General features: G+C 66.9%; 22 protein-coding genes and 2 pseudogenes. 13 read left to right on the top strand and 11 right to left on the bottom strand.

Annotated elements, in window-relative coordinates:
* Positions 1 to 22 precede the first annotated feature (22 nt).
* A pseudogene (locus QFZ65_RS10070) lies at positions 23 to 2037 on the top strand (M3 family metallopeptidase).
* A gap of 143 nt (positions 2038 to 2180) precedes the next feature.
* Here the strand turns inward: QFZ65_RS10070 and pdxS are convergent.
* The 6 genes and pseudogenes from pdxS to QFZ65_RS10040 form a co-directional block, all read right to left on the bottom strand.
* Entirely contained in the window at positions 2181 to 3107 is a 927-nt protein-coding gene (gene pdxS, locus QFZ65_RS10065) for a pyridoxal 5'-phosphate synthase lyase subunit PdxS (RefSeq protein WP_306910022.1), read from the bottom strand.
* Between the two features lie 170 nt (positions 3108 to 3277).
* Positions 3278 to 3916, bottom strand: coding sequence for a phosphatidylinositol phosphate synthase (gene pgsA, locus QFZ65_RS10060; protein ID WP_306910020.1), 639 nt, complete (start codon positions 3914 to 3916; stop codon positions 3278 to 3280).
* Complete coding sequence (locus QFZ65_RS10055; RefSeq protein ID WP_306910018.1) at positions 3906 to 4550, bottom strand: HIT domain-containing protein; 645 nt, start codon at positions 4548 to 4550, stop codon at positions 3906 to 3908. The genes pgsA and QFZ65_RS10055 overlap by 11 nt, the downstream gene beginning before the upstream one ends.
* A gap of 9 nt (positions 4551 to 4559) precedes the next feature.
* The gene (gene thrS / locus QFZ65_RS10050; protein WP_306910016.1) at positions 4560 to 6569 is read right to left on the bottom strand and encodes a threonine--tRNA ligase; all 2010 of its coding nucleotides are present in this window, start codon (positions 6567 to 6569) and stop codon (positions 4560 to 4562) included.
* 106 nt (positions 6570 to 6675) lie between these two features.
* A pseudogene (locus QFZ65_RS10045) lies at positions 6676 to 10178 on the bottom strand (DNA polymerase III subunit alpha).
* Positions 10175 to 10498, bottom strand: coding sequence for a DUF6504 family protein (locus tag QFZ65_RS10040; protein ID WP_306910014.1), 324 nt, complete (start codon positions 10496 to 10498; stop codon positions 10175 to 10177). Before QFZ65_RS10040 ends, QFZ65_RS10045 begins: the two are co-directional and overlap by 4 nt.
* Positions 10499 to 10632: 134 nt before the next feature.
* Between QFZ65_RS10040 and QFZ65_RS10035 the strand changes: the two genes are divergently transcribed.
* The gene (locus QFZ65_RS10035) at positions 10633 to 11019 is read left to right on the top strand and encodes a hypothetical protein (RefSeq protein ID WP_306910012.1); all 387 of its coding nucleotides are present in this window, start codon (positions 10633 to 10635) and stop codon (positions 11017 to 11019) included.
* Between the two features lie 10 nt (positions 11020 to 11029).
* On the opposite strand, the gene QFZ65_RS10030 is transcribed toward QFZ65_RS10035, so the two are convergent.
* On the bottom strand, positions 11030 to 11356 hold the full coding sequence (locus tag QFZ65_RS10030) for a chorismate mutase (RefSeq protein WP_306910010.1): 327 nt from the start codon (positions 11354 to 11356) through the stop codon (positions 11030 to 11032).
* Between the two features lie 14 nt (positions 11357 to 11370).
* Here QFZ65_RS10030 and QFZ65_RS10025 point away from each other — a divergent pair, with 14 nt between their 5' ends.
* Positions 11371 to 11793 carry a VOC family protein gene (locus tag QFZ65_RS10025; RefSeq protein ID WP_306910008.1) on the top strand — a complete coding sequence of 141 codons (423 nt, stop codon included), beginning with the start codon at positions 11371 to 11373 and terminating at the stop codon, positions 11791 to 11793.
* Between the two features lie 12 nt (positions 11794 to 11805).
* Here QFZ65_RS10025 and QFZ65_RS10020 read toward each other — a convergent pair whose 3' ends face one another.
* Positions 11806 to 12552, bottom strand: a complete 747-nt coding sequence (locus QFZ65_RS10020; protein ID WP_306910006.1) for an SOS response-associated peptidase — start codon at positions 12550 to 12552, stop codon at positions 11806 to 11808.
* Between the two features lie 160 nt (positions 12553 to 12712).
* On the opposite strand from QFZ65_RS10020, the gene QFZ65_RS10015 reads away from it, so the two are divergent.
* The 3 genes from QFZ65_RS10015 to QFZ65_RS10005 all read left to right on the top strand — a co-directional run bounded on the left by QFZ65_RS10015 (position 12713) and on the right by QFZ65_RS10005 (position 14801).
* Complete coding sequence (locus QFZ65_RS10015; protein ID WP_011692168.1) at positions 12713 to 12970, top strand: mycoredoxin; 258 nt, start codon at positions 12713 to 12715, stop codon at positions 12968 to 12970.
* Positions 12971 to 13077: 107 nt separating this feature from the next.
* On the top strand, positions 13078 to 14163 hold the full coding sequence (locus QFZ65_RS10010) for an S-(hydroxymethyl)mycothiol dehydrogenase (RefSeq protein ID WP_306910004.1): 1086 nt from the start codon (positions 13078 to 13080) through the stop codon (positions 14161 to 14163).
* Positions 14160 to 14801, top strand: a complete 642-nt coding sequence (locus QFZ65_RS10005) for an MBL fold metallo-hydrolase (protein ID WP_306910003.1) — start codon at positions 14160 to 14162, stop codon at positions 14799 to 14801. The genes QFZ65_RS10010 and QFZ65_RS10005 overlap by 4 nt, the downstream gene beginning before the upstream one ends.
* A gap of 89 nt (positions 14802 to 14890) precedes the next feature.
* On the opposite strand, the gene QFZ65_RS10000 is transcribed toward QFZ65_RS10005, so the two are convergent.
* Entirely contained in the window at positions 14891 to 15637 is a 747-nt protein-coding gene (locus QFZ65_RS10000; RefSeq protein WP_373427640.1) for a biotin/lipoate A/B protein ligase family protein, read from the bottom strand.
* A gap of 16 nt (positions 15638 to 15653) precedes the next feature.
* Between QFZ65_RS10000 and QFZ65_RS09995 the strand changes: the two genes are divergently transcribed.
* Positions 15654 to 16037: a DUF2177 family protein gene (locus tag QFZ65_RS09995; RefSeq protein WP_306910001.1), complete on the top strand. Its 384-nt coding sequence runs from the start codon at positions 15654 to 15656 to the stop codon at positions 16035 to 16037.
* On the opposite strand, the gene QFZ65_RS09990 is transcribed toward QFZ65_RS09995, so the two are convergent.
* Entirely contained in the window at positions 16038 to 16841 is an 804-nt protein-coding gene (locus QFZ65_RS09990; protein WP_306910000.1) for a thioesterase family protein, read from the bottom strand.
* A 125-nt stretch (positions 16842 to 16966) separates the two neighbouring features.
* On the opposite strand from QFZ65_RS09990, the gene QFZ65_RS09985 reads away from it, so the two are divergent.
* From QFZ65_RS09985 to QFZ65_RS09965, 5 genes are all read left to right on the top strand, one after another.
* The gene (locus tag QFZ65_RS09985) at positions 16967 to 17941 is read left to right on the top strand and encodes a phosphodiester glycosidase family protein (protein ID WP_306909999.1); all 975 of its coding nucleotides are present in this window, start codon (positions 16967 to 16969) and stop codon (positions 17939 to 17941) included.
* Positions 17942 to 17950: 9 nt separating this feature from the next.
* On the top strand, positions 17951 to 19033 hold the full coding sequence (locus QFZ65_RS09980) for a bifunctional glycosyltransferase family 2/GtrA family protein (RefSeq protein WP_306909998.1): 1083 nt from the start codon (positions 17951 to 17953) through the stop codon (positions 19031 to 19033).
* A gap of 33 nt (positions 19034 to 19066) precedes the next feature.
* Positions 19067 to 19702, top strand: a complete 636-nt coding sequence (locus tag QFZ65_RS09975; protein ID WP_306909997.1) for a DUF4956 domain-containing protein — start codon at positions 19067 to 19069, stop codon at positions 19700 to 19702.
* Positions 19699 to 20487 (top strand): polyphosphate polymerase domain-containing protein, encoded by a 789-nt coding sequence (locus tag QFZ65_RS09970; protein WP_306909996.1) that lies wholly within the window; start codon positions 19699 to 19701, stop codon positions 20485 to 20487. The genes QFZ65_RS09975 and QFZ65_RS09970 overlap by 4 nt, the downstream gene beginning before the upstream one ends.
* Before the next feature lie 67 nt (positions 20488 to 20554).
* On the top strand, positions 20555 to 22135 hold the full coding sequence (locus tag QFZ65_RS09965) for a carbohydrate-binding domain-containing protein (RefSeq protein WP_306909995.1): 1581 nt from the start codon (positions 20555 to 20557) through the stop codon (positions 22133 to 22135).
* A 53-nt stretch (positions 22136 to 22188) separates the two neighbouring features.
* Here the strand turns inward: QFZ65_RS09965 and QFZ65_RS09960 are convergent, their stop codons facing one another.
* Complete coding sequence (locus QFZ65_RS09960; protein WP_306909994.1) at positions 22189 to 22473, bottom strand: DUF427 domain-containing protein; 285 nt, start codon at positions 22471 to 22473, stop codon at positions 22189 to 22191.
* Between the two features lie 255 nt (positions 22474 to 22728).
* Between QFZ65_RS09960 and QFZ65_RS09955 the strand changes: the two genes are divergently transcribed.
* Entirely contained in the window at positions 22729 to 23418 is a 690-nt protein-coding gene (locus QFZ65_RS09955) for an endonuclease/exonuclease/phosphatase family protein (RefSeq protein WP_306912546.1), read from the top strand.
* The last annotated feature ends 5 nt before the right edge of the window (positions 23419 to 23423 follow it).

Here is a 23423-nt window from a genome sequence, read left to right as displayed (position 1 = left end):
GCCCTCGTGAAAGAGTCATTTCATGACCAATCCCCTGCTGATCCCCAGCACCCTGCCGTTCGGCCTGCCGCCGTTCGCCGAGATAGTCGACGGGCACTACGCCGAAGCGGTCGAGGCCGGCCTGGCCGGGCATCTGGCCGAGATCCGGGCCATTGTCGAGGCGCCGGGACCGGCGTCCTTCGACAACACCGCGCTGGCGATGGAGCGCTCGGGGCAGCTGCTGCAGCGTGCGACGGCGTCGTTCTTCACGCTTGCCTCCGCCGACGCCTCGGACGCCATCCGCGAACTGGAAACCCGGGTGTCCCCGCTTCTCTCGGCCCATCAGGACGCCGTCTACCTGAACCGGGGCCTGTACGAGCGCTTCGCCGCCATTGCGACGGACCAGCTTGATCCCGAATCCGCCCGGCTGGTGGATGAATACCTCAAGGAGTTCCGCCAGTCCGGCATCCAGCTGGATGAGGCGGACCAGGAACGGCTCAAGGCCATCAACGCGGAGCTCGCCCGCGGCTGGGAACGGAGTACGGCCAGCGGGTCAAGGACGGAATGAAATCCGCGTCCCTGCTGCTGGATGACTCCGCCGAGCTCGCCGGGTTGCCGGCCGATGATGTGGCCAGCGCGGCCGAGGCAGCCCGTGCCGCCGGACACGACGGCAAGTACCTGCTCACGCTCATCCAGCCCAGCAACCAGCCGGCACTGGCTGCCCTGGACAACCGGGATGTCCGCCGGAGGCTGTACGAGGCCTCGATCGGACGCGGCAGCGGCGGCGGCCCCCTCGATGTGCTGGATCTGGTCAAACAGACGGTCCGGCTCCGTGCGGAGAAGGCGAAGCTCCTGGGCTTCAGCAACTACGCCGGGCTCACCGTGGACCAGCAGACCGCCCCCGACGTCGAGGCGGTGCGGACCATGCTGAAGCGGCTCGCGCCCGCGGCCGTACGCAACGCCGATGCCGAGGCGGAAGCACTGGCCGAAATTGCCGGCCACCCGTTGGAGGCCTGGGATTGGGCGTACTACTCGGCGAAGGTCAAGCGCGAACGGTACTCCGTGGACGAGCAGGCCCTGCGCCCCTACTTTGAGCTGGACCGCGTCCTCAATGATGGTGTGTTCTTTGCCGCGCACGCCCTGTACGGCGTCACCTTCGCCGAACGCACCGACCTGGCGGGCTACCACCCGGACGTGCGCGTCTGGGAGGTGCGGGACGCGGACGGCAGCGGGCTTGGCTTGTTCCTGGGCGATTACTACGCCCGGGAATCGAAGCGCGGCGGCGCCTGGATGAACTCCCTCGTGGACCAGTCCAGACTTTTGGACACCCGGCCCGTGGTGATCAACAACCTCAACATCTCCAAGCCGCCGGCCGGGGAACCCACGCTCTTGACCCTCGACGAGGTCCGCACCGCCTTCCACGAGTTCGGCCACGCCCTGCACGGGCTCTTCTCCTCCGTGGCGTACCCGCGGTTCTCCGGGACCTCGGTACCGCGTGACTTCGTGGAGTACCCGTCGCAGGTGAACGAGATGTGGATGATGTGGCCGGAGGTGCTCGCCAACTACGCACGGCACCACGTCACGGGTGAGGCGCTGGCCCAGGAGTTGGCCGACAAGCTCGACGCTGCACGGCTCTGGGGCGAAGGCTTCGGGACCACGGAGTACCTGGGTGCCGCCCTGCTGGACCTTGCCTGGCATCTGCTGGACGCTTCCGGGGTGCCCGAGGACGTGCTGGAGTTCGAGGCCAAGGCCCTGGCCTCGGCAGGAGTGGCGCACGGCCTGATTCCGCCGCGCTACCGGAGCGGGTACTTCCAGCACATCTTCGCCGGCGCCGGCTATGCCGCGGGCTACTACTCCTACATCTGGAGTGAAGTCCTGGACGCCGACACCGTGGAGTGGTTCAAGGAAAACGGCGGACTCAGCCGGACCAACGGCGACTTCTTCCGGGCCGAACTCCTGTCGCGTGGCAACAGCCGGGACCCGCTGGAGTCGTTCCGCGCCTTCCGGGGCCGCGACGCGGAGCTCGAGCCGCTGCTGAAGCGCCGCGGCCTCGACTGACTCCTCATCGATTGCTCCGTAACGGCCCTTTTGGAGGCTCATAAGGGCCGGTACGGAGCAATCGATGGGAAAGAACGACGCCAGCCGGTCACCTCAGGAGGGTGACCGGCCGGCGTCGTTCAATCAGGAGGAGCGGCGGCCAATTACCAGCCGCGCTCGGCGAGGCGGTGCGGCTGCGGGATCTCGTCCACGTTGATGCCGACCATGGCCTCGCCCAGGCCGCGGGAGGCCTTGGCGATGACGTCCGGGTCGTCGAAGAAGGTGGTGGCCTTCACGACGGCGGCGGCACGCTGGGCCGGGTTGCCGGACTTGAAGATGCCGGAGCCGACGAACACGCCGTCGGCGCCGAGCTGCATCATCATCGCGGCGTCAGCCGGCGTGGCGATGCCGCCTGCGGTGAACAGGACGACGGGGAGCTTGCCGGTGGCGGCTACTTCCTTGACCAGTTCGTACGGGGCCTGCAGTTCCTTGGCGGCGACGTAGAGCTCGTCCTCGGCCAGGCCGGCGAGCCGGCGGATCTCGGCGCGGATCTGGCGCATGTGGGTGGTGGCGTTGGAGACATCGCCGGTTCCGGCCTCGCCCTTGGACCGGATCATGGCCGCGCCCTCGTTGATGCGGCGCAGGGCCTCACCGAGGTTGGTGGCACCGCAGACGAACGGAACGGTGAAGTTCCACTTGTCGATGTGGTTGGTGTAATCGGCCGGGGTGAGGACCTCGGACTCGTCGATGTAGTCCACGCCGAGCGACTGCAGGACCTGGGCTTCGACGAAGTGGCCGATCCGGGCCTTGGCCATCACCGGAATGGACACGGCTTCGATGATCTTGTCGATCATGTCGGGATCGGACATGCGGGACACGCCGCCCTGGGCGCGGATGTCGGCGGGAACACGTTCCAGCGCCATCACGGCCACGGCACCGGCATCTTCGGCGATGAGGGCCTGCTCGACGTTGACGACGTCCATGATGACGCCGCCCTTGAGCATCTCCGCCATGCCGCGCTTGACGCGGTTGCTGCCCGTGACGTTCTGGGCGGACGCGCCGGCTTCGCTGCTTACATCTGGTGTAGACACAAAAACCCCTATGGGTAGATAGATAACCTGGCCGGGGCGCGGGCGGCACGCAGTGGCCGTTCTCGCACACACCGGATTACCGGATCCATTGGCCGGTAATCCTTATACTAGTCCCCCGCCGCGATGCTGCTTAATTCCCGTCACACATGCGCGGGGAGGTCTCAGCGGCCTCAGGCCGGCTGCTCGCTGGCGGTGCCTTCGGGCTCCGCAAGCGACTGGCGGCGCACCGCGAGGATCCGCTGCACCACCGTGACCAGGCTTGCCAAAGCCAGCAGGCACAGCGTCACAAAGAGCACCACGCTTGGCAGGCCCAGGCCGGTGAACCCGGTGACGACGAGAACGGACACGAGCCTCTCGGCGCGCTCGGCTATTCCGAGGTTGGCGGAGAAGCCCAGCGCCTCAGCCTTGGCCCGGGCGTAGGAGACCACCATCCCGAGAACCAGGCAGACCAGGGCCGCCCCCGCTATCCGGGTGTCCGCGCCGCCGGTGAAGTACCAGACCGCGAGGCCGGCGAACAGCGAACCGTCCGCCACCCGGTCAAGGGTGGAGTCCAGGAAGTTGCCCCAGCGGCCCTGGCGCTGCTGCATCCGTGCCATGATGCCGTCAATGACGTCGGAAAAGATGAAGGCGGTGATGAACAGCGTGCCCCACCAGAGCTGTCCCAGCGGGTAGAGCACCAGCGCACCGACAACCACGCCCAGGGTTCCTACGATGGTGACGGCGTCCGGGGAGACGCCGATCTTCAGCAGCCAGCGGGCGAGCGGGGAGAACAACGCGGTGAAGAATCCGCGCGCGTGCCTATTCAGCATGAGGCTCCCCGGCAGCAGTTTCCGGCGAAGCGCCGGTTCCCTGCGGGCTGCCCGTCTCCTGGGGCCAGGCGTCCGCAACCTGCTCGCGGACCTCCCCGAGGGTCTGGGTGATCGCCTTGGTCTGGGCAATGATCGGGAAGAAGTTCCCGTCACCGCCCCACCGGGGCACGACGTGCTGGTGCAGGTGCGCGGCGACGCCTGCACCGCCCGCGACGCCCTGGTTCATGCCCAGGTTGAAGCCGGGGGGATTGGCGACCTTCCGCAGCACGCGCATGGCGGTCTGGGTCAGCTCGGCAAACTCCGCGGTTTCCTCGACCGTCAGATCCGTGTAGTCGGGAATGTGCCGGTACGGGCAGACCAGCAGGTGGCCCGGGTTGTAGGGGAACAGGTTCAGCACCACGTAGCTGGTCCGGCCGCGGTACACGATGAGCGAATCCTCATCGTTCCGGTCCGGCGCAACGCAAAACGGGCAGTCGTCCTGGTTCTTGAACTGGTGCTGGCCGCCCTTGATGTACGCCATCCGGTGCGGGGTCCACAAACGCTGGAAGGCGTCCGGGACCCCCACCAGGCCAAAATCATCCGTCACGGCACCGTCGCCCGGATGCCCGGGACCTGCTCCTGCGCTCTCCTGCACGCCCCGCCCCTAGCTGGTCCGGTTGCGGACGGCGTCGACGATGCGCTGGACGGCCTCGGCCACCGGCACACCGTTGTCCTGGCTGCCGTCGCGGAAGCGGAAGGACACGGCCCCGGCTTCGGCGTCGTCCCCGCCGGCGATCAGCACGAACGGGATCTTGTCCTTGCTGGCTGTGCGGATCTTCTTCGGGAAACGGTCGGAGGAGATGTCCACCTCGGCACGGATTCCGGCGGCCTTGAGCTGGTCCACGACGTCGAACATGTAGTCGTTGAAGGCCTCCGCCACCGGGATGCCGACGACCTGCACCGGCGCCAGCCAGGCGGGGAAGGCGCCGGCGTAGTGCTCGGTCAGGACACCCATGAAGCGTTCCACCGAGCCGAACAGGGCGCGGTGGATCATCACGGGGCGCTGGCGGGTGCCGTCCGCCGCCTGGAATTCGAGCTCGAAGCGTTCCGGCAGGTTGAAGTCCAGCTGGATGGTGGACATCTGCCAGGTCCGGCCCAGGGCGTCCTTTGCCTGGACGGAGATCTTGGGGCCGTAGAACGCCGCTCCGCCCGGATCCGGAACGAGCTCGAGGCCCGAGGCTTCGGCCACTTCGGCGAGGGTGCGGGTGGCTTCGTCCCAGGTGGCGTCATCGCCCACGAACTTGTCTTGGTTCTTGGTGGACAGTTCCAGGTAGAAGTCGTCCAGGCCGTAGTCCTTGAGGAGTCCCAGCACGAAGTTCAGCGTGGTGGTCAGCTCGTCCTTCATCTGCTCACGGGTGCAGTAGATGTGGGCGTCGTCCTGGGTCATGCCGCGGACCCGGGTGAGGCCGTGTACGACGCCTGACTTCTCGTAGCGGTAGACGGAGCCGAACTCGAACAGCCGCAGCGGCAGTTCACGGTAGGACCTCCCCCGGGAACGGAAGATCAGGTTGTGCATGGGGCAGTTCATCGGCTTGAGGTAATAGTCCTGGCCGGGCTTGCGCACGGTGCCGTCCTCGTTCAGTTCCGCGTCGATGTGCATCGCCGGGAACATGCCCTCCCGGTACCAGTCCAGGTGGCCCGAGACTTCGTAGAGGTGGCCCTTGGTGATGTGCGGCGTGTAGACGAACTCGTAGCCGGCATCCACGTGGCGCTGGCGGGAATAGTCCTCCATGGCCTTGCGGATGATGCCGCCCTTGGGGTGGAACACGGGCAGGCCCGATCCCAGCTCGTCCGGGAAGGAGAACAGGTCCAGCTCGGCGCCGAGTTTGCGGTGGTCGCGGCGTTCGGCCTCCGCGATGCGCTCCTGGTAGGCCTTGAGGGCGTCCTTGGTGGGCCAGGCGGTTCCGTAGATGCGCTGCAGCTGCTGGTTGTTCTGGTTGCCCAGCCAGTAGGCGGCCGAGGACCGGGTCAGGGCGAAGGCGTTGGAGATGAGTTTGGTGTTGGGCAGGTGCGGGCCGCGGCACAGGTCGCACCAGACGCTGTCGCCGCTCTTGCGGTCCACGTTGTCGTAGATGGTGATGTCACCGGCGCCGACCTCGACGTTGACGCCTTCACCGGCGTCGGCGGCGTCGTTCTTCTTGCCCAGCAGTTCGAGCTTGTAGGGCTCGTTCTTCATCGCCTCGCGGGCCTCGTCCTCGGACACCACGCGGCGGACGAACTTCTGGTTCTGGTTGATGATCTTGAGCATCATCTTTTCCAGGGTCTTCAGGTCCTCCGGAGTGAACGGCTCCGCGACGTCGAAGTCGAAGTAGAAACCGTCCGTGATGTACGGGCCGATGCCAAGCTTGGCGTCGGGGCGCAGCTGCTGCACCGCCTGGGCCATGACATGGGCAGTGGAGTGGCGCAGGACGTTGAGGCCGTCCGGGGAATCGATGGTCACGGCCTCGACCGTGGCGTCCTCGGGAAGCGGCTGGTCCAGATCCTTGAGCTCGCCGTTGACGCGGGCCACAACAACGTCGCGGCGCTCAAAAAAGAGTTCCGCGCCGGTGGTCCCGGTAGTCACCTTGGTCTCTTCGCCGTCGACGAGAAGGGTGATCTGCTGGGCATCTGACACGGGTGTCTCCTATTCAAAGTTAAGGCTTCGTAGCTTGTGGCGTACGGGGACCACAGCCAGCCTCGTCCATGCTATCGGTTTCTCCGGAGGCCAACCAACGCGCCCCTCAGCCGTTAAACCCGGTGATGGCCAGGTTCCGGGTAATCCCGTCCAGCGCTCCCGGAGGCTCCGGTTCACGGTGGACAGGCACGCCGGAGGCAGGTTCAGGGAAGGGCAGAGTGCCGGTGTTGCTGAGGTCCCAGGCCATGCTGGCGCTGATGCTGATCCCCCGCGGACCGGTCCGCCGGGTGGTGCCGCGGATCAACAGCAGCCGGGTGCCGAACAGCAAGGACCCCGCCTGCTCCTGGGCTTCGTGGAAGAAGACGGAATCCACGCAGCCTGTGCCGTCGTCGATGCTGATGAACACCACCCGGCGGCCGCCGCGCATGGGCGGGGTCTGGGTGGCGACCCGCACGCCGGCGACGAGCACCTCGGTGCCGTTGCGCAGACCCAGCAGCTTGTCGGCGGTGGTGACACCCAGCCGGTCCAGCAAGGGCCGGTGGCTGGACATCAGGTGGTCGCTGACGTCCACCGCCATCAGGTCCAGTTCCGCCCGGACGGTGTCCACCAGGGTCGGTGCGGGCAGGACGGGCTTCAGGTTGCTGAGTTCGACGTCGCCTAACGGCAGGGCCAGCTGCCCGTCAATTACCTCGGTGCCTTTCCGGTGCGGCCGTCCCTGCAGGCTCTGCAGGTGCTGGACCAGGTCGGCGCGGTTGCCGGAATTGCCCGAAGCCCTGTGCAGGGAATCGAAGGCGCCCAGCTGGGCCAGCCGCTGGATGCTCGGCTTGCTCAGCCGGGACCGGGCGCGCAGGTCAGCGAGGGAATCATAGGGCTGTCCCGCCACGATCCGCTTCAGCTCGGCGGCGGAGAGGCCGTATATGCCGTTCAGGCTCAGCCGGGATGCCGAGCTTGCCGCGGTCCGGGCCGGCCGCCACGCGCTCCACCCGGTACTCGGCCTGGCTCAGGTTGATGTCCAGGGGCAGGATCGGGATCCCCAGCCGCCGGGCCTCCGCGACCAGCAGGCGCTTGGGATACATCCCGGGATCGTGCTCCCACAGCCCGGCGAGGAACGCCTCAGGATGGTGGGCCTTGAGCCAGGCTGACTGGTAGGTGGGCACGGCAAAGGCGGCCCCGTGGGCTTTGCAGAAGCCGAAGCTGCCGAAGGCCTTCAGCGTCCCCCAGACCTTGTCCACCACCTCGGGGCTGTAATTCCGTGTCCGGGCCTCCTTGCGGAAAAACTCCTCGACCTTGCCTTCCAGGACCTCATTGCCGAGGGCCCGGCGGAATTCATCGGCCCGCGCCAGCCCGCAGCCGGTCATCACATCGAAGGTTTTCAGGATCTGCTCGTGGAACACAGTGACGCCGTGGGTCTCTTTGAGGACCGGTTTGAGATCCGGATGCGGATAGACCTCCGGCGCGAAGCCGTGCCGGTGTTCCAGGAAGGGCCGCACCATATCCGATTTCATCGGCCCCGGCCGGAACAGCGAGATGTCGATAATGAGGTCGTTGAACTCCCGCGGCGCAAGCTTGCCGATGAGCTCTCGCTGCCCCGGGGACTCAATCTGGAAACAGCCCAGGGTGTGGGTGCTGCGGATCAGTTCATACGTGGGTTCGTCATCGAGCGGTACGGCATTGAGGTCGATCTGGCCGTCCGCGGAGATGTAGTCGGGTCCTGTTCCGTCCGGACCTGCCGGATGGGAGCCCGCCGCCACAACCTCGGCCTTGGAGGGATGCAGCCGGATGACCTCGCGGACCGCGAAGGCCATGGCGCTCTGCATCCGGACCCCAAGGACATCCAGCTTGAGCATGCCCATGGGGTCCATGTCGTGCTTGTCGAACTGGCTCATCGGCAGGCCGAGTCCACTGGGCTGGACCGGGGTGCGGTCCAGCAGGGTGGCGTCCCCCAGGATGACGCCGCAGGGATGCATGGAGATGTGGCGCGGGAGCCGGTCCAGCCGTTCGGTGAGGTCCACCAGCAGGTCCAGCTGCTGGTTTCCGTGGTGGTCCCGTTGTTCCACCCGGCCGGCGAATTCCTTCAGTTCCGGTTTCTCCTCCAGCGCCTCCCGGAAGTTGCGGGCAGAAAAACGCCACAGCTGCTTGGCGATATCTCCGATTTCTCCTTCCTCCATGCCCAGCGCCAGCCCGGCATCACGCACAGCACCGCGAGCGCGGTAGCCGTTCTGCATGCTCATCAGCGTGACGCGTTCAGAACCGAAGCGCTCAAAGATCTTCCGGTAGACGTTGTGCCGTTCGGCGCTTTCGACGTCGATGTCGATGTCCGGCAGGGTGGCGCGGTCCCGGGACAAAAAGCGTTCGAAAATGAGGTCGTGCTCGAGCGGGTTCACCTGGCTGACCTCGATCAGGTAATTGACCAGACTGGAAGCCCCGGATCCGCGGGCCTGCGGCCCGCACTCCCATGTCCAGGATCATCCGGGAGACTTCGGCCACGGTGAGGAAGTAGGAAGCGAAGCCCAGGCTGTCGATGATCCGCAGCTCATGACCGAGCCGGTGGCGCAGCTGCTCCGCCGCTTTCCCCCTGATTCCGGGGAAACGGCGGCTGATGCCGGCCTCGCAGCGCTGGGTGAGCTCCACGAGGGGGTCCCCGGCGATTCCGATCACTGACGCCTCCGGAACCACCGGCTGCTTCCACCCCATGTCCGCGACCGGGTCCATCCGGCAGCGGTCCGCGAGCGCCTCGGTCTGGGCCATCAGCCGCTTCAGGTCAGCGGTGCCGTATCCCGCCGCCGCCATGATCTCCTTGCCCAGCTGCAGCATCTGGGAAGCCGATTTGAGCCAGCCCTGCCCGTTGGGCTGGAGCAACGGGGCAGCCGAAAGCTCCGGCAGCGACTTCAGGGTACGGGCCGAGTCCAGCACATCAGCCGTGGCGGCCCCGTCCTCGGCGACGTAGCGCACGGCATTGCTCAGCACGGCGGGCACACCGTGTTCCGCGGCGAGTTTGAGCATCCGCACCGCGTGGGCGGTGCTCAGTGGTTCTCCGGGCGTGCTGAGCTGCGTGACCACCTCGGCGGCGAGCGTCCCCGGTGGCAGGGCGTCCAGCCAGCGCTTGAACAGTGTGCGGGGGCGCAGGTACCGCCGGCCGCCCATCTCCCGTCCGACGTCGGAGTCGGGTCCGATCAGGACGGTCAGCACCGGTTGCAGGGTTTCCGGGGAAAGGGTCCGCGAGGCGAGCTCCGCCCGGGTGACGGCGACGGGCACCGGTCCCCCGGCCTTGCCGGTGGTGCGGGCATGCGCGTCGGAGATCAGCCGGCACAGCGCCCGGTAGCCGGCGCCGTTGTTGTGCCCGTGGGCCAGGACCAGGACCCGTCCGCCCACCTGGGTGCTGAGGTCGCCGTCGTCGTCTAAGACCGCCAGGTCCACCCCGACGATCGGATCAAGTCCCGCGGCCATGCAGGCCTTCAGGTGCTTGACTGTCCCGTACAGGCCGTCGCGGTCTGTGCATGCGAGCGCGGTCGCGCCATCGGCGGCCGCCGCGGCCGCCAGTTCATCGGGCCAGGAGACTCCGTAATGGGCGCTGAAAGCGGTGGCAACGTGGAGATGGGTGAAGCTCATGCCGATTTTTGGGGGCGGAGGGCATCATGGATCCGCAGCAGGCGCCAGCGTCCGCTGCGCACATGCCGGGTCAGGTCAAGGGTGAGGGTTTCCGGTTCGGGGATTCCATCCTGGCGCACCTGGACGCGCCAGATCTCGTGGTCAACAATCCCGGGTCCGCTTCCCAGCGGCGCCCGCTGTTCCTCGGCCCACCACTGGCGCCGCTCATACCAGCGGATCGGCTCGGCACACACGGTGTAGTGCCGGCCTTCCCAATCCAGCTGAAGCGGGACACCTGTTGGGGTGCAGACAACGTCAACCGACGCGCTGAACATGCCCAATGTGCCTCCCGGACCAACCAAACTGCAGAGTAACTATTCGAATATATCTTCGAATAGTTCCAGTCTACGCCGGGGCCGGGGCAAAACCTAGATTCGGGGTGGACGGACGACTGCGCTGGGAGCAGGATTGAGCCATGAGCTCCCATAACGCACTCCTGAAGCACGTCAGCATCGCCGCCAAGGACACCGCCTTGGTGGCGAAGTTCGATATAGAGGGCAATATCCCGGGCCAGGGCGCCTACGTGGTAGGCCTTCTAGCCGCCGAACCGGACTTTTCGCACCAGCGCAGGCTGGGGATTGAGTTCATGAACGGCGAGGCCGTTTCCTTCTACTACTTCAACCACGACGGCACGGAAGAGAATTTCGACCTCAAAGGTGTGGAGCATTCAGGCAACTCCATCACCGGGAACTTCCCCATAGAGACGGTGCTGGGCCTCCCCAAGGGGCACCTCATGACCGCCTTCAGCGACTGTGACGGCCGGGAGTACCAGGCCAACGTTCCGGTGGAAGAGGCCCTCTGAGCCTGACCCGCTAGGAGCTGGCTTTGTAGACTTCCAGTTCCAGCGTGATGAAGGCATCGATCATGGCCCGGTACGTCTTTTCGACCAGGTCAACGTCGATGTCCTTGTGTTCGGCAGTCGCCTTGACGTGTTCGATGACCCGCTCCACCCGCCCCGGAGCCCGCACCTCGGCGCTGTCCGCCTTGAGCGTGCCGGCGATCCGGATCAGCCGTTCCCGGCGTCCAATCAGGGCCACAATCTGCTCGTCGACCTCATCGACGGCAACCCGAACGGCAGCGAGCTGCTCCCGGTCAGCCCGGGCGGTTTTGTCGTCTGCGTGATTTGTGGACATATGCATGACAGTATCCAAATATGCAGCCACGAGTCGACTTAATTTCGCTGGGTGTCCGCAGTGTTGACGCCTCCCGCCGCTTTTACGTTGAGGGCCTCGGCTGGGCCGTGCACCGGGAAGTGCCGGGCGAAGTCCTCTTCATCCAGGCCAACCACGGCCTGCTCCTTTCGCTGTGGGATGCGGGGCAGATGCAGTCCGAGGCGGCCACCGATCCCCCGGCCGGGATTCCCTGCATCACGCTGAGCCACAACCTCGGCAGTGCCGCGGGAGTCGACCAGGTGATGGCGGACGCCGCGAGGGCAGGGGCCGCGATCGTCACTGAGGCCAAAACGCAGCCTTGGGGCGGCTACACCGGGTACTTCGCCGACCCGGACGGCTACCGGTGGGAGGTTGCCTTCAACCCCACCTGGAAGGTCGACGGCGACGGCCGGGTGACGCTCTGACTCTCCCTTGGGCTAGAACAGGCTTCCTACCGGCTGGATGAGCTCCGGGGAGTCGTTCCTGACGTTCCCGACGGCGGTGCCGACGGCGTCGATCGTCCAGCCCTCCGCGACATCATGCGCCCCCGCCCGCACCAGCCCCACGAGGGCGGCGGCGTCGTCGGCCTGCGGGTCCAGCCAGTTCTGCATGGTTTCGCGGTCCATGGGCAGCGGAACCCGGTCGTGCAGCGCGGTCAACTCGGCCAGCACGCCTCCGGCATAGCCTTCGGGGGGCGAGTCGGTCGTCATGATCGAGGTTGAGAGCAACCAGCGCTCCGGATCGTCCTCGGACTTGGACGGATCCTTCCACCATTCATAAAGCCCGGCAAAGACAATGGGCCGACCATCCTTGGGGTGCACGTAATAGGGCTGCTTGTTGCGGCCTTCGCCCTTCCATTCGTAGTAGCCGTCGGCCGGGACGGCGCAGCGCCGCGAGCGCGTGGCCTTGCGGAAGGCCGGCTTCTCCAGAACGCTTTCGCTCCGGGCGTTGATCATCTTCGAGCCGATGCCCGGGTCCTTCGCCCACGACGGGACCAGGCCCCAGCGCGCGATGTGCAGCTGGCGGACCGGCTCACCGTCCACCAGCCGCTCCAGGAGCACCGGCACGTCCGCCGTCGGGGCCACGTTCCACGATGGCGGGATGGCGATCTCCTCCTCGAGTCCGGCGTCGAACTCGGCCAACAGGTCTCCGACGGCACGGGCCATCACATAGCGTCCACACATGGCACCAGCATGCCACCGCTGCCGGCCGTGCGGGAATAGCCGGCTTCGGGTTACGGTTGTTGGATAACGTAAGACTTTTGCAGCGACAGGCCGCCGCTGGCCAGCACAGTTAGAGTGCACCGCTAGCGGGCACCGTCAACCAGCCCTTGAGGAGAACTTCGTGGACTTCACCCCCGAATCCGGAACCATCACCATGTTTTCAACCACCTGGTGCGGGTACTGCAACCGCCTGAAGAAGCAGCTGGACGCCCAGGGCATCGGTTACACCGAGATCAACATCGAAGAAGTCGAAGGCACTGCCGACCTCGTCGAGCAGCTCAACGGCGGCAACCGCACCGTTCCCACCGTGCTGTTCCCGGACGGCACCGCGGCCACTAACCCTTCCGCAGCAGAGGTCAAGAGCCGGCTCGCCGCCTAGGCCCCACGCCCATTTCCGATGTCAACCACCAAGGCGCGGTCCTGCGGGACCGCGCCTTAGCGCGTCCCGCGCTCACATGAACACGGGCGCAAGAAAGGAAGATTTTCATGGTCCACAAGGTTAAAGGCGTAGTAGCCCGCTCCAAGGGAGCACCCGTGTCGGTGGAGACCATCCTGGTTCCGGATCCCGGCCCCGGAGAGGCGCTGGTGGATATCCTCACCAGCGGCGTCTGCCACACCGATTTGCACTACAAGCTCGGTGCCATCAACGATGACTTCCCGTTCCTGCTGGGCCATGAGGCCACAGGCGTGGTCAGCGCCGTCGGACCGGACGTCACCGAGGTGGCCCCCGGCGACCGGGTGGTCCTGAACTGGCGGGCCGTCTGCGGCGAATGCCGGGCCTGCCGCCGCGGCAAGCCGCAGTATTGCTTCAACACGCACAACGCCACCCAGAAGATGACGCTGGAGGACGGCACCGAGCTCACGGCCGCGCTCGGCATCGGCGCCTTCGCCGAAAAAACCCTTGTTGCCGCCGGCCAGTGCACCAAAGTAGACCCCGACGCCGACCCCGCCGCCGTCGGGCTGCTCGGCTGCGGCGTCATGGCGGGCATCGGCGCCGCCATCAACACGGGCAACGTCCAGCGCGGCGATTCTGTCGCCGTCATCGGCTGCGGCGGGGTGGGCACCGCGGCCGTCGCCGGTGCCGCGCTTGCCGGTGCCACCACCGTGATTGCCGTGGACATCGACGCCAAGAAGCTCGAACGGGCCAAGGACATGGGCGCCACCCACACCATCGATTCCTCTACGGCGGACCCGGTGGAGGCCATCCGCGAGCTCACCGGCGGCTTCGGCGCCGACGTGGTCATTGACGCCGTCGGACGCCCCGAGACGTACAAGCAGGCCTTCTACGCCCGCGATCTTGCCGGCACCGTGGTGCTGGTCGGGGTACCGAGCCCGGAGATGGCGCTGGAGCTGCCGCTGCTGGACGTCTTCGGCCGCGGCGGCTCACTGAAGTCCTCCTGGTACGGCGACTGCCTGCCCTCGCGCGACTTCCCGATGCTCATCAGCCTCTACCGGCAGGGCAAGCTGGATCTCGATGCCTTCGTGACCGAACGGATCACGATCGACCAGATCGAGGAAGCCTTCGACAAGATGCACGCCGGTTCCGTGCTGCGCTCGGTGGTCGAACTGTGAGCGGCGGAAACGGCGTGCGGATCGACCGGCTGGTCACCTCGGGCACGTTTTCGCTCGACGGCGGCACCTGGGATGTCGATAACAACGTCTGGATCGTCGGCAACGACGAGGAATGCCTGATCATCGACCCTGCACACGATCCGGCGGCCGTCGAGGCCGCCGTCGCCCGGCGCAGGGTCAAGGCCGTCCTGCTGACCCACGGCCACGATGACCATATCGGCGCCGTCGGCGAGGTCCGCGGCCGGCTCGGAGCTCCGGTATACCTGAACCGCGAGGACTGGATGCTGTGGGAGCGCGTGTTTCCGGGCACCGAACCGGAGCACGCCATCGCGGACGGGGACACCTTCGAGGTCGCGGGTGCCCGCCTGGTGGCGCTGCACACGCCGGGCCATTCGCCTGGGTCCACCTGCTTCTACCTGCAAAGCGAAGGGACGGTCTTTTCCGGCGACACGCTCTTCCAGGGCGGCCCGGGCGCAACCGGCCGCTCCTTCAGTGACTTCCCCACCATCATCGAATCCATCCGGGGTAAGCTGCTTACGCTCCCCGCGGACACCGTGGTGCTGACCGGCCATGGCGATCCGACGACGGTCGGCGCCGAAGCGCCGCAGCTCGAGGACTGGATCGCCCGGGGCCACTGAGCGCACCCTAAACCCCATCGATTGCTCCGAAACTGCCGTTATGAACCTTCACAACGGCAGTTACGGAGCAATCGATCGGGGTGGCAGCGTTAGCGCAGGGTGCTGAACTGCGCGTGGTCCAGTTGCGCATAGCGGGCATAGGTATCGAGGACAGCCGCCTCGACGGCGTCGACCCCCACGTGCGGGACGAGGTCGTTGACGGCGCCCGCCGTCGCCGGGTCCCACTCCAGGCCCAGGGCGGCGTAGCTGGCCTCCAGGACGGCCCGGATGGGGGCCGAGTTCTCCACCACGATCACCGAGCTGAACAGCCAGCCTCCCGCGACCACCCGCTGGGCTGTGCCGACCAGCTTCACCTGGTGGGACGGCAGCTCCGTATTCCGGCCGTGCACGCTGAATTCGCCGGGGCAGTACTCGCCGGGGATCTCGCCGACGGCGGCGTCCACGCCCGCGCTGCGGAGCGCCTGGGCCAGCAGTTCGCCGAAGAACGAAAAGCGGCCCTTGGCACCGGCGATCGCGTCCCGCTCCGGTTCCAGATGGTCGACCACCAGGGTCCCCTGATGGTAGGCAGCGGCCCGGCCGCCGGCCTTACGGACCAACGGCTCAAAGCCCAGGTTGCGGCAGGCGCGGGCGGCGTCGTCGAAGCCGGGGAGATGCTTGTCCCGCTGCCCGAATGCTACCGTCGGCACCGGGCGGTAGAGCCGGAGCGTGGGTCCCAACCGGCCGGCCTTGACCTGCTGCAGCAGCCCGATTGCGAAGTCCAGGTCAGCCGCCGCGCCCAGCGACTCCTCCTGCCGGACAATGGTCAGCGTCCGTTCTCCGCCCATGGCTTCCGGCATGTTGTTATGCTCCCTTATGGTCATCCTGCAGTTCCTCGTCGTTGCCGCCGCGTTTGCCGTTCTCGACTCCGTCTGGCTCAAGTCGACGAGCAAGTTCTACCGGCGCAATCTGGGGCACCTCCTGGCGGACAAACCCCATCTAGGGTACGCCGTCGTCTTCTACGTCCTGTACATCGCCGGAATCGTCTTCTTCGCGCTCCGGCCGGCGCTCGACGGCGGCAGCTGGCTCACGGCCCTGGGTTACGGCGCCGCCCTGGGAACGTTCGCCTACGCGACCTATGACCTCACCAACGCCGCGACGCTCAAAAAGTGGCCTCTCAGCATCGTGGTGGTGGACATCCTCTGGGGCGCCGCGCTGACCGGCCTGGCCACGGCGGTCGGCTGGCTCGTCTTCCACTAGCTAGGACGCCCGCAGGGTCAGGATCTGTTCCGCCCGGCCGAACGGCCCCTGAAGGTCGTGCAGCACCGTCGAGGTCAGGCCGATCCCGTCCGTTCCAAAGGAGACCTCATTGTCCAGCCCCAGCCACTCCCCTTCCGGCCGGCGGTACATGTGGATCTGCAGGTCCAGGTTGGGAAAGGCGTAGCTGCCCTTCCCCGGCGGGACGCGCGCGGCGATCCCGTTGGCCGTGTCCACCAGCCCGATCAGCCGGGCCAGGTCGCTGCTGTCCTCCTTGTTGGTAAGCGGGTGCCCGGTCTGCAGCCAGACCGTCCCCGAGCCGGCGCGGTGGCCCTCCGCAATCCGCATCTGCAGCGATTTGATGTAGCCGCCGGGCCAGACCTTTGCCGCGTCGTAGGGCTCGCAGGCTTCGGGCGCCGGGATCCGGGGATCCTCGAAGGCCGCGATGGCGGAGGTATCGGACATCATCATCCGCCAGGCCGTCGCTCGGATGGCCACGCGCCCGCCGGCCACCAGCTCGGCCTGCACCAGCTCGATGGTCCGCCCGGGGCGGAGCGTCGTGGTGGTGACCTCGAACTCGCCGCCCGGGATCAGGCCGAGGATCTCATAGCTGAGGCGCGCCATGCGCATGTCGTCGCGGGGCTCATGGCGGTCCAGGCAGTCCGCCATGATGCCGGAGGCGGGGGCCATGTGCTGCTCATGCTCGTTCCAGGCACCCTGGGCGTGGATGGTGGAGCGGAACCGCCCGTCGCCCAGCACCTCGTAGTAAAAGTCGCCCTCGGCAAGTTCCGGTAGTACAGCAGTCAACGTCCGCCCTTTCGCGTGGCTGGTGATTTCCCAACACCCTACCCTTCTGTGCCGGTCGCAGCTTTCACAGCTCCCGCTCAACTAAGGCTCACGGCCGGTATAAGTCCGGTGCCTAGAAATAGTGCATGACTCCTGACACGAACACACTCCGGTTGGGCGGCCGAGTGCGGCGCGCCGTGCTGGCCGGGGCCCTGGCCCTGACCCTCTCCGCGGGAGGCGCCACGGCCTGGGCGCTGGACCGCTTCGTCTTCGAACACGTCGAGATTTCCGACGTCGCGGCCTACGAGGCAAGCCAGGGCGTAACGTCCGGCGTCGCCGGCACGGCGGACTCCGCCGGCACCGCGGCCGAGACCACGGCCACCTCCTACACCTCCGCCGACTCCAGCATCAACATCTCCACCGTCGTCACCGGCAGCGGCAACAGCACCGTCACCTACTACGTGGCCGACGTCGTCCTCACCGACGCCACTGTCCTGCAATCCGCCTTCGCCAACAACAGCTTCGGCGAGAACGTCACGGAGACCACGTCGGCCACGGCTGCTGACCACGACGCCGTGTTCGCCATCAACGGCGACTACTACGGCTTCCGGGACTCCGGCATCGTCATCCGCAACGGCGTCGTCTACCGCGATGAGGGCGCCCGCCAGGGCCTGGCCTTCTACCGGGACGGGACGGTGAAGGTCTACGACGAAACCGGCACCACAGCCGCGCAGCTCGTGGCGGACGGGGTCTGGAACACCCTGTCCTTCGGTCCCGCCGTCCTTGAGAACGGCCAGGTGGTGGACGGCATCGAGGACGTTGAAGTGGACACCAACGTCGGGAACCACTCGATCCAGGGCGCGCAGCCGCGGACGGCCGTGGGAGTTGTCGGCACCAACCACCTGGTCTTCGTCGTGGTGGACGGACGGAGCCCGGGCTACAGCGCCGGCGTCACCATGACCGGCCTCGCGGACATCATGCAGCGCCTCGGCGCCACCACGGCGTACAACCTGGACGGGGGCGGTTCCTCCACGATGTATTTCAACGGCCAGCTCGTCAACAACCCGCTGGGCCAGGGCAAGGAACGCGGCACTTCCGACATCCTGTACATCGGGAACTGAGCCGAAGCCATGATCATCCTGATACCGGCCTATGAGCCGGACGACCAGCTGCTGCGCCTGATCCGGTCCATCCTCAACGCGGCTCCGCAGCTTACGCTCGTAGTGGTCGACGACGGCAGCGGACCGGCTTACGGGCCCGTGTTCGACGGCGCGGCCCGGCTCGGGTGCACCGTCATCAGCTATGCGGCAAACCGGGGCAAGGGCCACGCGCTGAAGGCGGGCTTCGGCTTCATCGCGGACCACTTCCCCGGCCGGGACGTTGTCTGCGCGGACAGCGACGGCCAGCACCGCGTCGAAGATATTCTCCGGGTCGCCGACCGCCTGCCCGTCGCGTCGGACGTGATGGTCCTGGGCGCCCGCAGCTTCAGCGGCCAGGTCCCGGCCAGAAGCAGAATCGGCAACACCGCCACCCGGTGGCTGTTCCGGCTGGCCACCGGAGAAGACATTCCCGACACCCAGACCGGGCTCCGGGGATACCCGGCGGGAATGCTGCCCTGGCTCCGGGGTGTCCCCGGCGAGCGCTACGAGTACGAACTCAACATCCTGCTCGAGGCCGGACAGGCCGGCTACCTGATCCGGACGGTCGGCATCGCCACCGTCTACCTTGACTCCAACTCCGGTTCGCACTTCCGCCCCTTCGCTGACTCGGTGCGGATCTACGCTCCCCTGCTGAAGTTCCTGGCGTCTTCCCTGGCCGCCTTCGTTGTCGACACCGCCGCGTTCCTCATCCTCATCGCGGTCACCGGCTCGGTCCTGTTCGCCGTCGTCGGTGCCCGGGGCATCAGTTCGGGGGTGAACTTCCTGATCAACCGGCACCTGGTGTTCCGCCACGGCGGCGAGCACAAGGCCGGCCGTACCGGCACGCGGTACTTCGCCCTCGTCGTCGTCCTCCTAGGCGCAAACCTCGCCCTGATGTCGGCGCTGGACCGGGTCGCGGTGGCGGCCCTTCCGGCCAAGCTGCTGGTGGAAGCGGCCCTGCTCACGGTCAGCTACTCCGTGCAGCAGCGGTTCCTGTTCACCCCCGGACATGTGCACTCATATACCCGCCATGGTCCCGGCACAGTTCCCGCACAGTTAGCGCGGGAATCGTAGAGACCAATCCACCCACTGACTCCGGAGATTCCCATGACACCGCTTATCCTCATCGCCGCCGACCTCGCCGGCATCAGCGTCCTGACCTTCGCCCTGTACCTGCGCCGGCACCGCCGCCGCGACCTCGTGGTGTCCTACCTCGGCATGAACGTGGGCGTGATGGCCGTAGCTGCCGCGCTCGCCGGGTCGGCCGCCGGCATCGGACTCGGCCTGGGCCTGTTCGGAGTGCTGTCCATCATCAGGCTCCGTTCCACGGAACTAAGCCAGCACGAGGTGGCCTACTACTTCTCGGCCCTGGCGCTCGGACTCATCTCGGGCCTGGGCATCGAGCCGGTGTGGCTGCCGCTGTCCCTGATGGCGATGATCCTGCTGGTCATGTTCGTAGGAGACCACCCGCGCGTCCTGCCCGCCTACCGGCACCAGACAGTGGTCCTTGACCGTGCGATCGCCGCCGAGGCCGAGCTCATCGCCCGCCTCGAGGAGGTCCTGCACGGCACGGTCCACTCAGCCACCGTGCATGAACTGGACCTGGTCAACGACAAGACGACCGTCGACGTCCGCTACGCCTACCTCACCGGCAGTGCACCCCGCAGCTTCGCGCCCGGCGCTCACCCAGGCGACGAGCTCCCGCGGCACGCTCTTGCTTCCGCCACGGCCGGTGCGGCATGAGCGCCGGCATTGCCGGCAGCCTCCGGCACCTGCCCGCCATCGGGCTGGAGGAACTGAACGCCGCAGCAGCCCTGCAGACCAGGGTGGACCGCAAGTACGTCCTCCCGGCCCTCCAGGCCAGACAGCTGCTGGGCGCATTCGAGGTGGACCTCAGGATCCTGGAGATGGACGGAAAACGCACTTTTGACTACGACTCCGTCTACTTTGACACCCCACAGCTGGACAGCTACCTGCTCGCGGCCAGGGGCCGGCGCCGGCGCTACAAGATCCGCACCCGCACCTACGTGGACAGCGCCGCGAGCTTCCTCGAAGTCAAAACGGAAGGCAGCCGCGAAGCCACGGTCAAGGACCGCATCCCCTACCATCTGGCGGACCGGAGCAGGATCACCGCCGAGGGACTCGCCTACATCAACGACACGCTCACGGAAACCATCGGCGGCGTCCCGTCCGGTCCCCTGGAGCCCGTGCTGGAAACCCGCTACCGGCGCACCTCGCTGTTCCTGCCCGGATCGGACAGCCGTGCCACCCTCGACGAAGCAGTCACCTGGCAACGCCCCGGAGGGAGGCCCTGGCTGCTTGACGGGTCGCTGGTGCTGGAGACAAAGTCCGGATCGACGGCAGGTCCGCTGGACCGACTCCTCTGGGACAGCGGCATCAGGCCAAGCCGCATCTCCAAATTCGCCACCGGCATGGCGGCCTTGTGCCCCGAACTGCCTGGGAACCGCTGGCACCGCACGCTGCAGCGGCACCTCAACCTCATCCCGGCAGCGGCAGCGGCTGCCTGACCAGCGTTCCTGAACCGCCCCGCCTGCCCGCCACTTCCCCCGCACTTAACCAGACAAGGACCCCACCATGAACAAGTTCCGCACCTACATGTCCGTCGCAGCCCTCGCACTCGCCGTCTCACTCACCGGCTGCTCGGTTGCCGGCACGGCGGCCTCCACCGGCCAGGCCGGCGCCACCGCATCCGGAGCCCAGTCCGCCGTGACGGTCGCGTCCGTGGAAGAGGACACGCACTTCGATTCCGACGACCTCACCTGGGACGCTGCTAAGGAGGTGGCGGTGACCCTCGCCGACGGTGGCAGTACCGTGGCCGCGGGGTCGACGTCGAACGCCGTCAAGGTGGACGGCGGCACGGTGACCATCACTGCGGCCGGGACCTACCGGCTCTCCGGCAGCCTGTCCGACGGCCAGCTCGTCGTCGCCGCAGGCGAGGAGGATGTAGTGCGCATCATCCTGGATGGGGCGGACCTCAGCAGCTCCACAGGATCTCCGTTCGTCGTCCAGAGCGCCAACGAGGCCATCGTTTACCTTGAGGGCGGAAGCACGAACACCCTCACCGACGCCGCCAGCTATGCGAACCAGGGAACGGACGCACCCAACGCCGCACTTTACTCAATGGCCGACCTGACCATCGCCGGCACCGGTTCCCTCACGGTGACCGGCAAGTACAACGACGGCATCGTCTCCAAGGACGGCCTGGTGCTCGCCGCCGGCAACGTCAGCGTCGATGCTGCGGACGACGGCATCCGCGGCAAGGACTACACGGTGCTGCTGGACGGCGCCTACACCGTCACCGCCGGCGGCGACGGGGTGAAGGCGGACAACGACGCCGACGAGGGGCGCGGCTGGCTGCTGGTCAGCGGCGGAGCGCTGACGGTGAAGGCAGGCGACGACGGCGTCAAGGCCGTCACCCAGCTCAGGGTCACCGGCGGCGCCGTCACGGTGAAAGAGTCCGACGAGGGACTGGAATCCGCGCATATTGCCATCAGCGGCGGCACGGTCAACGTCACCTCCAACGACGACGGCGTGAACGCCGCCGGGGGCAGCTCCGGTACCGCACAGACCGGAGCGCAGGCCGGCGGACCGGGCGGCGGAATGGGCGGCGGACCGGGCGGCGGCGAAACCGTCGGCGACTACTCGGTAGACATCAGCGGCGGCCAGCTCACCATCAACTCCCAGGGCGATGGCCTCGACTCGAACGGCAACGCCACCATCAGCGGCGGCACCGTCGTCGTCAACGGGCCCAGTGGCGCAGGCAACGGCGCGCTGGACGTCAACGGTGAACTTGCCGTCAGCGGCGGTACCGTCGCGGCAGCCGGAAGTGCCGGCATGGCAGTGACCCCATCGACGTCGTCCACGCAGTCCGGCGCCCAGGTCACCTTCGGAACAGCGGTACCGGCCGGGACAACCATCCAGCTGGCCGATTCGAGCGGCCAGGTGGTGGCAACCTTCGTCACGGCGAAGCAGACGGCGTCGCTCGTGTTTTCCTCCGCCGCGATAAAGGCCGGCGCGGAGTACACGGTCTACACCGGCGGCACAGCGCAGGTTACGGCGGGGCTGGGTGCGGGATCCCTCGACGGCGCACAGCAGCAAGGCACCGTCACCGCCGGCGAGTACACGGCCGCCAAAGGACCTGCCGGCCGCCCCTGAACGCAGCCGCAGCTGCCGGCGGCCGGCGTGCAGGACATGCCGTCCGCCGGGTTTCAGGCTTCGACGCGGACGCCCCGCCAGAACGCCACACGGTCCTTGATCAGGGCCGCGTCGGGTTTCGGCTCGGCGTAGAACCAGGCAGCGTCCTGGTTCCGCTGTCCGTCGACCACGAGGGTGTAGTAGCTGGCCTCGCCCTTCCAGGCGCAGAAACTGCTGTGGCTGCTGTCCTCCAGGTACTCGGCCTTGACCGAGGAGAGGGGGAAGTAGTGGTTGCCCTCCACAATGACCGTGTTCTCGCTTTCGGCGATGACCGCCCCGTTCCACATTGCCTTCGCCATGGTCTCGTCTCCGTTCTCGTTACCGGGAATTGCCTGCCCCGGGCGGCCTCGGCCACCCTTCACTGCCTCAACGAGTTCGACGTGCTGATGATTCCGCAGACATAAGTCGTATCCGGTGCAGCGCGGGCCGGCGCCCACGCCGCCCCGGATTCGCCCGTCCGACCCGCGTGTCGGGTGTTGCCACACGATCGGCCGGACTGGGTACACTCGGAGTCAGGTTTTCCCGCAACTATCCTCCGAAGAGGTGCTCTCCTGATTCGAGTCATCAGCTATAACCTCCGCAAGCACAAGGCCAGTGGTGAGCTGACTGATCTGGCCCGTGATTTTGAGATCGATGCCTTGTGCCTCCAGGAGTGCGATACGAAGGATCTGCCGGAAACCATCGGCGACCTGCACTTGGCGGATGCCACCAAGGGCAACCGGCTGGGCCTGGCGATCTATTACCGCATGAGCCGGTTCACGGCCTACGAGACCAAGACCTTCGCCCTGAAAAAGTCGGTCCACGACCGCGTCCTGTCCCCCGCACACGAGCGCCTTATCGGCACACGGGTGGTCGACAGGGAAACAGACCACGATCTCGTCATCGCCTCTTTCCACGCGGCCCCGCTGACCGCTTCGAATTCACTGCGGCGGAACCAGATCCACGCGGCGCACGCGGAACTGCTCAGCATGGGCGGCGGCCTGATGTCCCTCATGGTCGGCGACTTCAACTACCCGTTCTTCACGAAGTACCTCACTGCCCAGATGAAGGACGCAGGCTATGACCTGACCCTCAGCGACCGGCGCACGTACACGAGGTACAAGGTCTTCAAGGGACACTTCGACTTCGCCACCTCGCAGGGACTGGTGATTGAAAGCGTGGAAACCCTCCCCCGCGGCGCGTCGGACCACCTCCCCATCCTCATCTCCGCGGAGTACGGCCAGGACGCCCCGACAACCGACTGATCCGC

The sequence above is a fragment of the Arthrobacter sp. B3I9 genome (assembly GCF_030816935.1).
Lineage (GTDB): Bacteria > Actinomycetota > Actinomycetes > Actinomycetales > Micrococcaceae > Arthrobacter.
Note: the sequence above shows the minus strand (reverse complement) of the source record. Positions and strands in the feature narration are given on the sequence as shown.